This is a genomic window from Paracoccus lutimaris, assembly GCF_003337565.1.
Lineage (GTDB): Bacteria > Pseudomonadota > Alphaproteobacteria > Rhodobacterales > Rhodobacteraceae > Paracoccus > Paracoccus lutimaris.
The window spans coordinates 32201-47211 of sequence record NZ_QPJL01000007.1 but is presented as its reverse complement, the minus strand read 5'-3'; the positions used below and the strand labels follow the sequence as shown (position 1 = coordinate 47211).

The following is a 15011-nucleotide window of genomic DNA, read 5'->3' as shown; positions in this document are numbered from 1 at the left end:
AGAACACCATGGCACGAGCCCAGGGGGCGCGGGCGCTGATGGCGCTTGCGTTCGAGACGACCTATGGAACGCCGCCCGCCAGCGGCTTCACCCGCATGCCCTTCGCCAGCACCTCGCTCGGCGCCGAGCAGCCACTGCTGAACTCGGAGCTTCTCGGCTACGGCCGCGATCCGCTGGCGCCGATCAAGGATGCGGTCACGGCCGATGGCGACGTCGTCGTGCCGCTCGACGCCGAGGCTTTCGGGTTCTGGCTGAAGGCGGCCTTCGGGACACCGACGACCACGGGTGCGGAGGCGCCCTACAGCCACGAGTTCCAGTCGGGGTCCTGGACGCTGCCCAGCATGTCGATCGAGACCGGCATGCCCGAGGTGCCGCGCTACGCGATGTACTCGGGCTGCGTGCTCGACCAGATCACCTGGCAGATGCAGCGATCCGGGCTCCTGACCGCGACAGCCCGGCTGGTGGCGCAGGGCGAGACGGTCGGCACCACGACCAGCGCCGGAACGCCCGCCGCGCTGGAGCTGAAGCGCTTCGGGCATTTCAACGGGGCGATCACGCGGAATGGGTCCGCCCTCGGCAACGTGGTCTCGGCCGAGATCACCTATGCCAACAACCTCGACCGGATCGAGACCATCCGCTCGGATGGCCGCATCGACGGCGCGGACCCGTCCATCGCCGCGCTGACCGGCCGGATCGAGGTGCGCTTCGCCGACCAGACGCTGGTGACGCAGGCAATCAACGGCGAGGCCTGCGAGATGGAGTTCGCCTACCTCCTGCCGTCCGGCGAAAGCTTCACCTTCACCGTGCACGCCGTCTACCTGCCGCGTCCGCGCATCGAGATCTCGGGGCCGCAAGGCGTGCAGGCCACCTTCGACTGGCAGGCGGCGCGCGACAGCGTCGTCGGCCGGATGTGCACCGCAACCCTCGTGAACGACGTGGAGACCTTGTCTTAAGATTTCCCCCGGTTCCCGTGCGATACGGGAGCCGCTGTCCGGCACCTCAAATATGCCGGACAGCGGCGGGGGACGGATCGTTGTGGAGATGGTCGGAGAGGGCCGGTCAGTAGTGTGATCGCCCCCGCCTTTTCGAATGTCCTGAACGGATACATGGGGAAGACCTCGCGTCCTTGCCCCGAATGACAAGGCCAGGAGGCGAAAAGACCATGACCGACACTATCGGGATCGACATCTCGAAGACCACACTCGACATCTACCGTATCTCGGACGGCAAACGAGCCCGCTTCGGCAACGACGCGTCCGGCTTGAAGGCCATGCGCAAGTGGCTCGGGGCGGCACCGCTCCGCGTCGTCTACGAGGCGACCGGGCGCTATCACCGCGATCTGGAGGCCGCGCTTGCGGCTTTCGGCCATCACAACGTCAAGGTGAACCCCGCACGGGCGCGACGCTTCGCGCAGGCTACCGGACAGGGAGCGAAGACCGACCGCGTCGATGCGGAGATGCTTGCACGGATGGGTACCGTGCTCGGCCTCGAGGCGACCCCGGTCAAAACTGACGAACTGCACGAAATCAAGGAGCTGCATGTCGCTCGGGTTGCTCTGATCAAGGATCGGACGGCCTGCCGAAACCGGATCGGCATGGCGCGCAACAAGATCGTCCTGGCGCAGCTGCGCGCGCGCCTTCGCCAGATCGACACCCAGATCGCGCAGATCGACAGGGAACTGCGCTCCCGGATCAAAGCCGATCCCGGGCTCGCCAGGCGCTACGAGATCCTGACGTCGATCCCCGGCGTCGGGCCCGTCGCCGCCATCGCCCTGATCATCGAGATGCCGGAGCTCGGGGCGATGAGTTCGAAGGAAGCTGCGAGCCTCGCAGGCCTCGCACCTATCACGCGGCAGTCGGGAACGTGGAAGGGCAAGGCCCGTATCGGCGGAGGCCGCACTGCTCTCCGTTGCATGCTGTTCATGCCCGCTGTGATCGCGACCCGCTTCAACGCCCCGCTCCAGCAAGTCCACCGGACGCTCATCGCTGCCGGAAAGCCCTGGAAAGTCGCCATCACGGCGGTGATGCGAAAGCTCATCGTCCTCGCCAACGCCCTGATCCGGGACGACCGGAAATGGGCCGAAATCAACCCTTGATCAAAACGGATACTATTGATGCTGACGCTCGACCTGACCAACGCCCCGCGCTGGCATGACCTCACCCCCGGCGTGCGGGTGCAACTCCGCCCATTGACCACCGCGCTGATGGTCGCGACACGCAGCGATCCCGCTGTCGAGGGGGTGCCCGAGGACGCCTCCGACGAGGAGCGCGCCGTCGCTTTTGCAAAAGCACTGGCGCGTCGCGCGGTGCTCGCCTGGGACGGTATCGGCGATGCGGACGGCAAGCCCATCGATCCGAGCCCCGAGGCCATCGACGCGCTGCTCGATGTCTGGCCGATCTTCGAGGCGTTCCAGCTGACCTACGTCTCGAAGGGCCTGCTGCTGGAACAGGAAAAAAACGCCTCTGCGCCCTCGCTGAATGGTCCTTCGGCGGGGGCGAGCGCTACTGCGAAGCCTGCGCACCCTACGAGGGCCGCGAGCAAGCCTGCCCGGACTGCCCGGCGCGGCTGAACCGTCCGGCAACGCCGGAGGGTTGGCAGGTCTGGGACCTTGTCGGCCGACTCGGCGGCCAGCTGCGTGTCCTGCCCGGCGCGGTGACCGGCTGGGACATGTCGGCGGCGCTCGCGCTCGGTGACGCACTCGGCGTGCCGCCGCTCGCCATGGCCGAACTGCTGCCTGTCATCGAAGCGGTGATGGTCGCCAAGCTCAACGAGCAGATGGAGCACTCCCATGGCTGAGAAGAGGGTCAGCGTCCGCCTCGCGGCCGTGGGCGGACGGCAGGTGCGCGCCGAGCTGGAAGGCGTGGGCGAGGCCGGGTCGCGCGGCTTCGGACGGCTGAGCCGGGAGATGGAGGCCGCGAACGCGAGGCTAGCGGCATTTTCCCGTCGCGTTGCCGTAGCCGCTGCCGCCGCAGTTGCAGCTGCCGCCGCGGCGGGCGTGGCGATGATCCGCTCCGGTCTGCAGACGGTCGATGCGCAGGCCAAGCTCGCCCAGTCCCTCGGCACCACCGTCGCCTCGATCCAGACGCTGGAGCGCGCGGGCGAGCTGGCTGGTGTGTCCATGTCCGGCATCGAGCAGGCGACGAAGGACCTGACGCGGCGACTCAGCCAGGCGGCCGCCGGGACCGGTCCCGCCGCCGACGCGCTCGACCGGCTGGGGCTGTCGGCCACCGACCTGATTGCGCTGCCGCTGGACCAGCGGGTCGGCGCGATCAACGCGGCCATCGAGAGCTTCGTGCCTGCCGCCGAGCGCGCGGCCGTGGCAGGTCAGCTTTTCGGCGAGGAAGGCTCCATCGCCATGTCGCGGATCGACACCGCGACGCTGCGCCAGGCGACGGAGGACGTGCTCGCCTTCGGCGTCGTCGTCTCGGAGCAGGATGCCGATCAGATCGAGCGGACGAACGACGCAATCTCGCGCCTCGGGCTGATCTGGCGCGGGCTCTCGAACCAGCTGGCCGTCGCCGCAGCCCCGGCGCTCGAGGCTGTCGCCAACGCCATGGCCGCCATTGCCAGCCGCACCGGGCCGCTCGGCATCGCCATTCGCGGTCTCTTCGACAATATCGGCCGCCTGACCACCTATGCCGCCACCTTCGCGGCCTTCCTCGCTGGCCGCTGGGTCGCTGGCATGGCCGCTGCGGCGCTCTCCGTGCGCGGCCTCGCCACGGCGCTGGTCGTCCTGCGCGGCGCGCTGATCCGCACCGGCATCGGCGCGCTCATCGTCGGCGCGGGAGAACTCGTCTACCAGTTCGCCCGGCTTGTCTCCGGCGCGGGCGGCTTCGGCGAGGCGATGTCGCTCCTGAAGGACCTCGCCGTCGAGGTCTGGGAGCGGATCCGCATGGGTGCGGCCGCGGCGGGCGCGGCCGCCACGGCGATGTTCTTCGACCTGAAGGCCGATGCCGCCTCGGGCATGAAGAGCGCCATCGAGAGCGTCGTGGCTTTCGGCAACACCGCCGCGAACACGTTCGAGGGCGCCTACGAGGCGATCAAGGCGATCTGGGGTCTGCTGCCCGCCGCCATCGGCGATCTCGCGTTCCAGGCAGCGAACAGCCTCGTCGACGGTGTCGAGGCGATGCTGAACGGCGTGGTCTCGCGCATCAACGGCTTCATCGGCGGCATCAACGCCGGTCTCGAAGCGCTCGGGTCCGAGCGCCGCATCTCGCTGGTGCGCGACCTCGATCTCGGCGAGATCGAGAACCGTTTCGAGGGCGCGGCCAGTGCTGCCACGACGGCGGCGCAGGCGGCGTTCGACCGGGCCTTCGAGGAGAACCCGCTGACCGCACCCGACCTCGGTCTGACCGAGGCAGCAAACCGGGCGCTCGAGTCCGCCAACCTCTATAGGGGCGCCGCGCGCGATCTGGCGGAAGGGGCCCGCGCGCCCCTCGAAAGCTGGCAGGCCCTGCGGGATGCCGTCCGCGCAACCGACGAGGACGGGGCCGATGCGCTGGCCGAGGCGACGACCGCGGCGGAGCGGTTCGAGACCGCGCTCGACGGCGCGGGACAAGCTGCGACCGACGCCGGAACCGCCGCGGGTGCTGCGGCTGCCGCGGCCGAGCCGAATGTGGAGACGGCCGTCACCGGCTGGCAGGCGGTCACGGCGGCGCTGTCGGACTACGCCAGCAAGGCGCGCGAGATCGGTGGCGACATCGGCCAGAGCCTCGTCGGCGCCTTCCAGTCCGCCGAGACCGCGGTCGGCGAGTTCGTGAAGACCGGCAAGCTGAATTTTCGCGATCTGATCACCTCGCTGCTGGCCGATCTCGCCCAGCTGGCGGCGCGGCGCTTCATCCTCGGACCGATCGCAAACGCGCTCTCCGGCGTGTTCTCCGGGGCGGGCGTTCGCGGGGCTTACGCGGCCCCACTGGGGCCACGGTCCCCGCTCACCTACGCCAACGTCCTGCATGCGGGCGGGATGGTCGGATCGGCTGGGCCCACGAGGATGGTCCCGGCGATGGTCTTCGCCGCCGCGCCGCGGATGCATTCCGGCGGGATGGCGGGGCTTCGGCATGATGAGGTGCCCGCTATCCTCCAGCGGGGCGAGCGGGTGCTCTCGAGGCGCGAGGCGCAGAGCTACGGCGCGGGCGGCGGCGTCAACGTCACCATCATGGCACGTGACGCCGAGAGCTTCCGGCAGTCGCGGACGCAGGTTGCGGCAGACATCGCCCGTGCGGTCTCGCTCGGGCGGAGGGGCATGTGATGGCGTTTCACGAGGTCCGGTTCCCCGACAACATCAGTCGCGGCGCGCGCGGCGGGCCCGAGCGGCGGACGCAGATCGTCGAGCTCGCCTCGGGCGACGAGGAGCGCAATGCGAGCTGGGCCAACTCGCGCCGCCGCTACGATGTCGCCTACGGCATCCGCCGCGCCGATGATCTCGCCGCCGTCGTCGCCTTCTTCGAGGCACGGAATGGGCGGCTGCATGGCTTTCGGTTCAAGGACTGGGGCGATCACAAGTCCTGCCTGCCGTCCCAGACGCCAGCGCCGACCGATCAGGCGATCGGCACCGGCGACGGCACGACGAGCGCCTTCCAGCTGGTGAAGCGCTACGCCTCCGGCGCGCAAACTTGGACACGCGCCATAGCCAAACCGGTGACCGGAACCGTGCGCATCGCGGTGGCGGGCGTCGAGCAGCTCTCCGGCTGGTCGGTCGACGCCACGACCGGCGTCGTCACCTTCGGCGTCGCGCCGGGCGCTGGCGTCGCCGTCACAGCGGGCTTCACCTTCGACGTGCCAGTCCGTTTCGACACCGACGCGCTCGACGTGACGCTCGACCTCGAGCGGCTCGGCTCGATCACCTCCATTCCGCTGCTGGAGATCCGGCGATGAACGACACCGGCAGCTTCGTCGCAGCCGTCCTACGCGAGCTCGCGGCCTCGACCGCCGTGATCCTCGCCGCCTGGGGCGCGCTCGGCGGCGCCACGAACGCACTGACCACGAAGATGCGGCTGCGCGATGCGCTGCGGCACATCCTGCTCGGCGGGCTGATCGCCGCCGGGATGGGCAGCCTCTCCATGGCCGTGATCACCGCCTGGCTCAGTCTGCCGCCCGAGGCGATCCCCGCAGGCGGAGCGGCGGGTTCGGCGGCCTATCTCGTCGGGGTCTTCGGACCGGCCTTCATCGAGATGCTGCTCGCCCGCCTCCGCCGCGCCAACGAAGGCCGCGGCGATGAATGAGCTCATTCGCCTCGCGCGCTCCCTCCGCTGCGAGCCTTCCGCTCCACGGCAGGCTTTCGCCCATCGCCTGCGCATTGGCCTTGCCGTCGCGGCACTGATCCTGATCCTCTCGCTTCTCCGGTAATCTCATGCACATGACCGACCGGGGCCTGCTGGCCCTCGTCCGGCACGAAGGACTCGTGCCCGGACCCTATCTTGATGTGAAAAAGGTCTGGACCTTCGGCATCGGCCACACGGCTGCCGCCGGGGAGCCCGATCCGTCCACGATGCCGCGCGGCATGCCCGCCGATCTCGACGCCGGGATCCGCGAGGCGTTCCGGGTCTTCCATGCCGACCTCGCCCGCTACGAGGCCGCTGTCCTGCGCGCCGTGAAGGTTCCGCTGGCGCCGCACGAGTTCGATGCGCTGGTCAGCTTTCACTACAACACCGGCGGCATCGCGAAGGCCGCGCTCACCCGGCACCTCAACGCCGGCAATCGCGTTGCAGCCGCCGACGCGTTTCTGAACTGGCGGCGACCGGCCTCCATCATCCCGCGCCGCGAAGCCGAGCGCGACCTGTTCCGCCACGGCCAATATCCCGGCGGCACGATCCCGGTCTGGTCCGTGGACCGCGCGGGCCGCGTGGACTTCTCCAGGCCGATCCGCCGCCTGACGGAAGACGAGGCTCTGGCCCTGCTGCGGCCGTCGCCGCTGCCGAGACCGCCGGTCTTCGATCTTGCTCCCGACGCGCCGACCGGCTGGCTCGCCCGCCTGGCCGCCTTCTTCTCCATCCTGATCCGGAGGGCCTGACCCATGCGCTACATTCGTCCGACCTCGCTCACCTGGTGGGCGGGACTGCTCGCCATGCTCACCGGCATTGCCTCTCTCGCGTTGCCCGCGACCGGGCCGCTCGGGGAAGTGTCCCGCCTCGTCGCACTGCTCGCCGGCTCGGGGGACGCTTCGCCCGCGGGGCTCATGTTCCTCGGTCTGGGCCTGATCGGTCTGCGGGACCGGATCGAGCGCGGGTTCCGCGGCGATGCTTGAGTTCTTCGCAGGTGTCGTCGTGGGCGGCTGCCTCGGCGTATTCGTCGTCGCCCTCTGCATGGCCGCCGCACGCGGGGAGCGGGACGATGGCTGAACTCCTCATCTGGCTGGTCGCGGCTCTCGGCGCGGTCGGGGGCGTCGTCCTCGGCCGGGTCTGGGGCCGAGTGGAAGGGGAACGTGCAGGCAAACGGGAGGCGGAACGCGATGCGATCAAAGACAAGAACAACCGTGTCGAGCGCGGGCGGGATGCGGTTCGTGATGGCCGCGGCGCTGGCGATCCCGCTGACCGGCTGCGCCGCAACGATGGGCGGTGGTGACGCCGGCTGCGCCTCCTACGCCGAGGCGCGGCTCGCCCGGCCGCCCGCCGAGACTGTCGCAGCCGTGCCGCCGGACTGGGCGAGCTGGATCGCCGATCTCGACGACCGAATGACGGGAACCTGCCGATGAAATCCCTCTCGCCCGAGCTTCAGGCGCATCTCGACGAGGGCACGACGACGCTCGCCTGGTGCTGGCGCATCACCCGTGCCGACGGCGTCACCTTCGGCTTCACCGATCACGACCGGACGCTGAGCTTCGACGAGACCGACTTCGAGCCCGAGAGCGGGTTGACCGCCTCCGAGGTCCGCTCGGGCTCGGACTTGTCGGTGGATGCGCAGGACGCGGAAGGCGTGCTGACCTCGGACCAGATCACCGAGACCGACATTCTTGACTGCCGATGGGACAACGCCGAGGTCGAGGTCTGGCGGGTGAACTGGGCCGACACTGGCCAGCGCGTGCTGATGCGGCGCGGTGCCATCGGCCAGATCCGGCGCGGGCGGCTCGCCTTCGTCGCCGAGGTGCGCTCGCTCGCCCATGTGCTGGGCCAGACGGTGGGACGGACCTTCCAGGCGACCTGCGACGCGGCGCTCGGCGATGCGCGCTGCGGAGTGGACATCGAAAATCCCGCCTTCAGCGGCACCGGCGCCGTCATCGATCTCCTGCGCGACAGGGCCTTCACCGCCTCTGGCCTCGGCGGCTTCGCCTCCGGCTGGTTCACCTTCGGCACGCTGAACTGGACGAGCGGCGCAAATGCGGGGCGGCGCACCGAGGTGCTGGGCCATGACGTCACGGATGGCATTGCCGTGCTGACGCTCCTCGAGGCGCCGGTGCGCGCGATCGCCGAGGGCGACGGTTTCACCATCCGCGCGGGCTGCGACAAGCGCATGGAGACCTGTGGCGCGAAGTTCGCGAACACCGCCAACTTCCGGGGTTTCCCGCACATCCCCGGCCAGGACGCCGTGCTGCGCTACGCCACGAAGGACGGCGGCCACGAGGGAGGGGTGCTGTGACGCAACCCCTCGCATCGGCCGACCCGACGCGCGTCATCTCCGTCGCAGGCTCCTGGCTCGGCACACCGTACCACGACCAGGCCAGCCTGCGCGGTGTCGGCTGCGATTGCCTCGGGCTGGCCCGGGGCGTCTGGCGCGAGGTCGTCGGCCCCGAGCCGTTCCCGATCCCGCCCTACAGCCGCGACTGGGGCGAGACCGGGCCGCGCGAGGTTCTTGCCGAGGGCGCGGGGCGCATGATGATCGAAGTGGAACCGGCGGCGGCCGGTCCCGGCGCGCTGGTGCTCTTCCGCATGAAGCCCCGCGCCATCGCCAAGCATGTCGGGATCCTCACCGGCCCCGATACCTTCCTCCACGCCTATGAGCGGCTCGGCGTGATCGAGGAACCGCTCACCCCATCCTGGCGGCGGCGCATCGCCTTCGCCTTCCTGTTTCCGCAACGCTGAGGCCCGACCATGGCAACGCTTGTTCTCGGCGCGGCCGGTGCCGCCATTGGCAGCAGCATCGGCGGCGCGATCCTCGGCGTGAGTGCCGCCACCATCGGCGGCTTCATCGGCTCCAGCATCGGCTCGGTGGTCGACAGCTGGATCATCTCGTCGCTGGCGCCCACACAGCGCATCGAGGGCGCGCGGCTCGACACGCTCCGCATCACCTCGGCCACCGAGGGCGCGGTCATCCCGCGGCTCTATGGCCGGATGCGCATGGGCGGCAACATCATCTGGGCGACCGATTTCCGCGAGGAGACGAAGACCACCACGCAGGGCGGCGGCAAGGGCGGCGGAGGCGGCAAAGTCAAGACGACCGAGTATCTCTACTTTGCCAGTTTCGCCGTAGCGCTCTGCGAGGGCCCGATCACCGGGATCGGCCGCATCTGGGCCGACGGCAAGCCGATGGACCTCTCCGGCGTCACCTGGCGCTGGTATCCGGGCGACGAGGCGCAGACGGCGGACCCGTTCATTGCGGCGAAGATGGGCGCGGCCAACACGCCCGCCTATCGCGGCACCGCCTATGTGGTCTTCGAGGAACTGGCGCTCTCGACCTACGGCAACCGCCTGCCGCAGCTCTCCTTCGAGGTGTTCCGGCCGCTGGCCGATCCCGACACCGCCGAGGCGCTGACCCGCGCGGTCACCATGATCCCGGCCTCGGGCGAGTTCACCTATGCCACGCAGGCGATCCGGAAGACCGATGGCGGCGCAACGGTACCCGAGAACCTGAACGCGCTGGCCGACTCCACCGACATGGTGGAGGCGCTCGACCGGCTGCAGGCGATGGCGCCTGCGGTCGAGAGCGTCAGCCTCGTCGTGGCGTGGTTCGGCGACGATCTGCGCGCGGGATCCTGCAGGGTGCGGCCGGGCGTCGAGGTGTCCGCAAAGTCGACCACGCCCGCCAGCTGGTCGGTGAATGGCGTGAGCCGCGCCGGTGCCTTCCTCGTCAGCCGCGACGATCAGGATCGCCCGGTCTATGGCGGCACGCCGTCCGACTTCGCCGTGGTGCAGGCGATCCAGGAGATGAAGGCCCGCGGGCTGCGCGTGACATTCTATCCCTTCATCCTGATGGACGTGCCGCCCGGCAACAGTCTGCCGAACCCCTATTCGGACAACGCCGCCGAGACCGGCCAGCCCGCGTTTCCCTGGCGGGGGCGGATCACCTGTTCGCCTGCAGCGGGCTTCGCCGGGACCGTGGACAAGACCGGCACGGCCGCCGCGCAGGTCGCGAGCTTCTTCGGAGCCGCGACGCCCGCGAGCTTTAGTGTCTCGGGCCAGTCGGTTTCGTGGACCGGCCCGTCCGGCGACTGGGGCCTGCGGCGCATGGTGCTGCACTACGCCCATCTCTGCGCGGCGGCGGGCGGTGTCGACGCCTTCCTGATCGGCACCGAGATGCCGGGGCTGACGACGATCCGCTCGGGGGCCAGCACCTATCCCGCCGTGCAGGCCTATCGGGATCTGCTCGCCGATGTGCGCTCGATCCTCGGGTCCGGCACCAAGATCGGCTACGCCGCCGACTGGTCGGAATACTTCGGGCACCAGCCGGGCGACGGCAGCGGCGACGTGTTCTTCCACCTCGACCCGCTCTGGTCGGATGCCAACATCGATTTCATCGCGATCGACAATTACATGCCGCTCTCCGACTGGCGGGACGGGTTCGAGCATGCCGACGCGGCCGAGGGCTGGCCTGCGATCTATGACCGGACCTATCTGCAGAGGAACATCGCGGGCGGCGAAGGCTTCGACTGGTTCTATGCCTCTGCCGCCGACAGATCCGCGCAGGTCCGCACCCCGATCACCGATGGCGCGGCGGCCAAGCCGTGGGTGTTCCGCTACAAGGACCTGCGCGCCTGGTGGTCGAACCCGCACTACAATCGCCCGGGTGGGGTGGAGAGCGGCACACCGACGGCGTGGGTGCCGGAGTCGAAGCCGATCTGGTTCACCGAGCTCGGCTGTCCGGCCATCGACCGGGGCACCAACCAGCCCAACGTGTTCTTCGACCCGAAGTCGTCGGAGAGCTTCACGCCGCATTTCTCGCGAGGCTGGCGCGACGACGCGATCCAACGCGCCTACCTCGAGGCCAGCTACCTCTGGTGGGGTCAGGGCGCGAACAACCCGACGTCATCCGTCTACGGCGGCCGGATGGTCCATGTCCCCGAATGCGCCGCCTGGACCTGGGACGCGCGGCCCTATCCGTTCTTTCCGGAGCTGACCGGCACCTGGACAGACGGCCCGAACTGGCGGCTCGGTCACTGGCTGACCGGACGGCTCGGCGCGGTGTCGCTGCCGGCCCTCGTGCGCCATCTCTGCCTGCGCGCTGGGCTGGCGGAAAGCCTGATCGACGTCTCGGGCCTCTGGGGCGCGGTCGAGGGCTATGTGATCGGGGCACTCGAAAGCCCCCGCGCCTCGATTTCCACCTTGGCCCGCCACTTCGGGTTCGATGCCATCGAAACGGAGGGCGTGATCCGCTTCGTCATGCGCGGCCGCGCCTCGGTTGCGACGCTCACCATCGACGATCTCGTCGCAAGCCGCGAGGGCGAGGCCTTCGAGCTGACCCGCGGCCAGGAGACCGAACTGCCCCAGGCGCTGAAATGGCAGGTCGCCCGCGCGGACGAGGATTATGACGCAGCGCTTGTCGAGGCCCGCCGTATCACGGTCGACACCACGCGCATTGCCTCGGAAAGTTTCCCGATGGCGATCCCGCCCGAAGAGGCCGAACGCCGCTGCCGCCGCGCGCTGATGGAAGCCTGGATCGGCCGGGAGAGCGCCACCTTCCGCCTGCCGCCCTCGCGGCTAGCCCTCGATCCCGCCGACGTCATCCGGCTGGCGCATGATGGCCGTGAGGTCGAGTTCCGCCTCGTCTCCGTCGCCGATGCCGAGGCGCGCGGGATCGAGGCTGTCCGCCAGGACCGCGCCGCCTACGATCTGCCACCCGGCGATCCGCGCCCGGCCTCGCTTGCCAGCCCCGTCGTCTTTGGCACGCCGGAAGTGGTTATGCTGGACCTGCCGCAGATCAGCGAGGACCAGCCTGCCCATCGCCCCCTGATCGCCGCCCATGCCAGCCCCTGGCCGGGCGAGATCGCGGTGTTCCGCAGCGCCTCGACGGACGGGTTCGCGTTGCTGACGACCTTCGGCAGTCGGGCGCGGATCGGGACGCTGGCCTTCGACCTCTTTCCCGGCCCCACTTCACGCTTCGATCTGGGCAATGCGCTGGTCGTCGATCTTCTGTCGGGGACGCTCGAGAGTGTGACGGACCTCGCCTTGTTCGGCGGGGCGAATGCACTGGCCGTGGAGACGGCGGCCGGGGCCTGGGAGATCGTCCAGGCTGCCCAAGCCGAACTCATCGCCCCAGGCCGATATCGGCTGACCCGTCTCCTGCGTGGCCAGCGCGGAACGGAGCATGCCATCGGCAACCCGGCTCCCGCCGGGGCGCGGGTCGTGGTGCTGGACGCGACTTTGGCCTCAATCCCCATTGCTGAGGCAGACCTTGGCTTGCCATGGAACTGGCGCGTGGGCCCGGCTGCGCGGGCGGTCAGCGATGCAGGCTATGCCGCGCTGGGCTTCACGCCGACCGGCCGGGGTCTCGTGCCCTTCGCGCCGGTCCATGTCGAACAGCCGTGGCGAACGGCCCGCAGCCCGGGCGATCTGACCATCCGCTGGACGCGCCGGTCCCGCGCGCTGGTGGCCGATGCCTGGGAACAGGTCGAGGTGCCGCTGGCCGAGGACCTGGAATCCTACGACGTCCAGATTCTTGACGGGACCGTCGTCAAGCGCACGCTGACCAGCACCACGACCTCCGTTATCTACGCCGCCGCCCAGCAGACCGCCGATTGGGGCGCGCCGCTCGGGCCCGGCCAGACGCTGGCCATCCGGATCTTCCAGCTTTCGAACCGCCTCGGCCGCGGCACGCCCGCCGCGGTCACGCTGCAATTCTGATCCCAACCTGCGGGAAGCTCCATGTCCGACACCACGACCCATCTGGGCCTGCCCTACCTTCTGGCCGCCCAGGCGCAGAAGCATGTCACCCACAACGAGGCGCTGCGGCTGCTTGATGCGATGGTGCAGCTCTCGGTCCTCGATCGCACGCGCACCGCGCCCCCAGCCAGCCCGGCGGACGGCAACCGCCATCTGGTGGCCTCTGGCGCGACCGGACTTTGGGCGGGGTGGGACCTGAACATCGCCTTCTGGGTCGACGGCGCATGGATCCGGCTCGTCCCGCGTACCGGCTGGCTTGTGTGGGTCGCTGCAGAGGGGCTGTTCCTCGTCTGGACCGGCAGCGCCTGGGAGGTGGTGGGCGAGCCGCGCGCTGTGTCGGACGCGGTCTTCAGCCTGGTGAACGACGCCGACCCTACAAAAAAGGCAACCTTCTCGCTGGCGGGGATCAGCGCGGGCACCACGCGCAGCTTCACCCTGCCGAATACCTCGTCGGAACTGGCGATCCTTGCAGGCACCCAGACCTTCACGGGCAACAAGACGTTTTCGGGGACTCTGACCGCCTCGGGCACGGTCACCGTCTCGGCAGCGTCCGCCAGCATCGGCACGGCCACGACGACCGCGACCTACGGAATGGGCACCGGGGCGACGACCACCGGCGTCACCAAGACCGTGAACCTCGGCACCGGCGGCGCCTCCGGATCGACCACGGTCGTGAACATCGGCTCTGCGACGGCTGGCGCAGGCGGCACGACGGTGGTGAACACGCCCACGGTCACCTTCGCCAATGCGGTCACGCAGGTCGGCATGCCGCAGGCGAACCTGACTGCTCAGCTTCTCGGCCTCGGCGGGGCCACGGCGGACAGTTACAACCGGGTTTCGGTCAACACTCCGGCACTGCTGTTCAACAACGCAGGCGCAGGCATCGAGGCCACCGTCAACAAGGCGGCCGCCGGAAACGATGCAGCTTTCGCCTTCAAGACCGGGTTTTCGGCGCGGGCGCTGATTGGCTTGCTCGGCAACGACGATTTCAGCTTCAAGGTCAGCCCTGACGGATCCACGTTCTTCGACGCGATCCGGATCGACCGCACCAGCGGCCAAGTGGAACTGCCGCAGCCGACGGTATTGCCGGGACTGGCGGCCGCGCCAACCCCGCCGCCCGCAGGCAAGGCATCGGTCTATGCCCGCAACCGCGCCGGAGCGCCGTGGATCGACGTCATGCGTCCCTCGGGACGGGATTTCCCCTTGCAGCCGCACTTCGGGGTGAACCGGATCGCAAACTGGTCGCCCTCGGTCAGCACCACGATCACGACCGAAGGCCTGCCGATCACCTCGGTCGGCACCGTCTCGCACCCGACCCTCGCCGCGACGAACCTCGCCGCCTCGATGCGGCGCTGGCGTCTGACCTCGGCGGCCGTCGTGGACTCGGTCGCCGACCAGCGCTCCGCAGGCTGGGCCTGCTGGCGCGGCAACGCGGCGGGCTTGGGCGGCTGGACCTTCGTCACCAGGATTTCGCTCACGACACTGCAGGCGACGGGCATGGGCTTCTTCGGCCTCTATGGTTCAACGGCAGCCCTTGCCACCACCCTGACACTGGCCGCAGCCATCAACTGCATTGGCATCGGCTTCCAGCGCGGGACGCACACCCGTTGGCAGCTGGTCGCGAATGACGGCACCGGGGCGCCGACGCTGACCGACTTGGGCGCGAGTTTCGGTATCGCCACAGGCGGAGTGCTGACGCTGTTCATCGCCGCGCCTCCGAACGGAAGCTCTGTCTGGGTGCGGGTGGTCGACGAGGTCTCAGGCGCGGTGTTCGAGCAGGAGATCACCGCCGACCTGCCAGCCACGACGCAATTCCTATCCCCACGGCTGTTCATGAACACCGGCGCGACAGCCGCCGCCGTCGCCTACGACTGCGCCGGGGTCTACGTCGAGACGGACTTCTGATCCGGCTTGGTGGAGAACCAGCTCGTGTGAAGCCCGGGCCAGGCGACATCAGAACGGGAAGCGCCGAACGCCTCGACC

The 15011-nt window shown here is 69.5% G+C and carries 15 protein-coding genes; all 15 read left to right on the top strand.

Going from position 1 to position 15011, the window contains the following annotated elements:
* Nucleotides 1-8 precede the first annotated feature (8 nt).
* The 15 genes from DFP89_RS08230 to DFP89_RS08165 all read left to right on the top strand — a co-directional run bounded on the left by DFP89_RS08230 (nt 9) and on the right by DFP89_RS08165 (nt 14933).
* On the top strand, nt 9-953 hold the full coding sequence (locus DFP89_RS08230) for a phage tail tube protein (protein ID WP_097031797.1): 945 nt from the start codon (nt 9-11) through the stop codon (nt 951-953).
* Nucleotides 954-1162: 209 nt separating this feature from the next.
* Nucleotides 1163-2095: an IS110 family transposase gene (locus DFP89_RS08225; RefSeq protein WP_028718737.1), complete on the top strand. Its 933-nt coding sequence runs from the start codon at nt 1163-1165 to the stop codon at nt 2093-2095.
* 18 nt (nt 2096-2113) lie between these two features.
* Nucleotides 2114-2569: a hypothetical protein gene (locus tag DFP89_RS08220; protein WP_099649436.1), complete on the top strand. Its 456-nt coding sequence runs from the start codon at nt 2114-2116 to the stop codon at nt 2567-2569.
* A gap of 98 nt (nt 2570-2667) precedes the next feature.
* Entirely contained in the window at nt 2668-2796 is a 129-nt protein-coding gene (locus DFP89_RS21015; protein WP_268877975.1) for a DUF7697 family protein, read from the top strand.
* Nucleotides 2789-5248 (top strand): phage tail tape measure C-terminal domain-containing protein, encoded by a 2460-nt coding sequence (locus DFP89_RS08215; protein WP_114348931.1) that lies wholly within the window; start codon nt 2789-2791, stop codon nt 5246-5248. Before DFP89_RS21015 ends, DFP89_RS08215 begins: the two co-directional genes overlap by 8 nt.
* Nucleotides 5248-5874, top strand: a complete 627-nt coding sequence (locus DFP89_RS08210; RefSeq protein ID WP_099649434.1) for a DUF2460 domain-containing protein — start codon at nt 5248-5250, stop codon at nt 5872-5874. Before DFP89_RS08215 ends, DFP89_RS08210 begins: the two co-directional genes overlap by 1 nt.
* Complete coding sequence (locus tag DFP89_RS08205) at nt 5871-6221, top strand: hypothetical protein (RefSeq protein ID WP_099649433.1); 351 nt, start codon at nt 5871-5873, stop codon at nt 6219-6221. The genes DFP89_RS08210 and DFP89_RS08205 overlap by 4 nt, the downstream gene beginning before the upstream one ends.
* A gap of 128 nt (nt 6222-6349) precedes the next feature.
* Complete coding sequence (locus tag DFP89_RS08200) at nt 6350-7009, top strand: lysozyme (protein WP_099649432.1); 660 nt, start codon at nt 6350-6352, stop codon at nt 7007-7009.
* 3 nt (nt 7010-7012) lie between these two features.
* Complete coding sequence (locus DFP89_RS08195; protein ID WP_099649431.1) at nt 7013-7243, top strand: hypothetical protein; 231 nt, start codon at nt 7013-7015, stop codon at nt 7241-7243.
* Complete coding sequence (locus DFP89_RS21235; RefSeq protein ID WP_099649430.1) at nt 7236-7337, top strand: DUF3789 domain-containing protein; 102 nt, start codon at nt 7236-7238, stop codon at nt 7335-7337. The genes DFP89_RS08195 and DFP89_RS21235 overlap by 8 nt, the downstream gene beginning before the upstream one ends.
* On the top strand, nt 7330-7560 hold the full coding sequence (locus DFP89_RS20105) for a hypothetical protein (protein ID WP_147273289.1): 231 nt from the start codon (nt 7330-7332) through the stop codon (nt 7558-7560). Before DFP89_RS21235 ends, DFP89_RS20105 begins: the two co-directional genes overlap by 8 nt.
* A gap of 126 nt (nt 7561-7686) precedes the next feature.
* Nucleotides 7687-8571, top strand: a complete 885-nt coding sequence (locus DFP89_RS08180; RefSeq protein WP_099649428.1) for a DUF2163 domain-containing protein — start codon at nt 7687-7689, stop codon at nt 8569-8571.
* Entirely contained in the window at nt 8568-9014 is a 447-nt protein-coding gene (locus tag DFP89_RS08175) for an NlpC/P60 family protein (RefSeq protein WP_099649427.1), read from the top strand. Before DFP89_RS08180 ends, DFP89_RS08175 begins: the two co-directional genes overlap by 4 nt.
* Nucleotides 9015-9023: 9 nt before the next feature.
* Nucleotides 9024-12989: a baseplate multidomain protein megatron gene (locus tag DFP89_RS08170; protein WP_114348930.1), complete on the top strand. Its 3966-nt coding sequence runs from the start codon at nt 9024-9026 to the stop codon at nt 12987-12989.
* A gap of 21 nt (nt 12990-13010) precedes the next feature.
* Nucleotides 13011-14933, top strand: coding sequence for a DUF2793 domain-containing protein (locus DFP89_RS08165; RefSeq protein WP_114348929.1), 1923 nt, complete (start codon nt 13011-13013; stop codon nt 14931-14933).
* The last annotated feature ends 78 nt before the right edge of the window (nt 14934-15011 follow it).

Bases quoted from the DNA above. Each gene is read 5' to 3' on its own strand.
- DFP89_RS08230 (WP_097031797.1), top strand. From the start codon at position 9: ATGGCACGAGCCCAGGGGGCGCGGGCGCTGATGGCGCTTGCGTTCGAG.
- DFP89_RS08225 (WP_028718737.1), top strand. From the start codon at position 1,163: ATGACCGACACTATCGGGATCGACATCTCGAAGACCACACTCGACATC.
- DFP89_RS08220 (WP_099649436.1), top strand. From the start codon at position 2,114: ATGCTGACGCTCGACCTGACCAACGCCCCGCGCTGGCATGACCTCACC.
- DFP89_RS21015 (WP_268877975.1), top strand. From the start codon at position 2,668: ATGTCGGCGGCGCTCGCGCTCGGTGACGCACTCGGCGTGCCGCCGCTC.
- DFP89_RS08215 (WP_114348931.1), top strand. From the start codon at position 2,789: ATGGCTGAGAAGAGGGTCAGCGTCCGCCTCGCGGCCGTGGGCGGACGG.
- DFP89_RS08210 (WP_099649434.1), top strand. From the start codon at position 5,248: ATGGCGTTTCACGAGGTCCGGTTCCCCGACAACATCAGTCGCGGCGCG.
- DFP89_RS08205 (WP_099649433.1), top strand. From the start codon at position 5,871: ATGAACGACACCGGCAGCTTCGTCGCAGCCGTCCTACGCGAGCTCGCG.
- DFP89_RS08200 (WP_099649432.1), top strand. From the start codon at position 6,350: ATGCACATGACCGACCGGGGCCTGCTGGCCCTCGTCCGGCACGAAGGA.
- DFP89_RS08195 (WP_099649431.1), top strand. From the start codon at position 7,013: ATGCGCTACATTCGTCCGACCTCGCTCACCTGGTGGGCGGGACTGCTC.
- DFP89_RS21235 (WP_099649430.1), top strand. From the start codon at position 7,236: ATGCTTGAGTTCTTCGCAGGTGTCGTCGTGGGCGGCTGCCTCGGCGTA.
- DFP89_RS20105 (WP_147273289.1), top strand. From the start codon at position 7,330: ATGGCTGAACTCCTCATCTGGCTGGTCGCGGCTCTCGGCGCGGTCGGG.
- DFP89_RS08180 (WP_099649428.1), top strand. From the start codon at position 7,687: ATGAAATCCCTCTCGCCCGAGCTTCAGGCGCATCTCGACGAGGGCACG.
- DFP89_RS08170 (WP_114348930.1), top strand. From the start codon at position 9,024: ATGGCAACGCTTGTTCTCGGCGCGGCCGGTGCCGCCATTGGCAGCAGC.
- DFP89_RS08165 (WP_114348929.1), top strand. From the start codon at position 13,011: ATGTCCGACACCACGACCCATCTGGGCCTGCCCTACCTTCTGGCCGCC.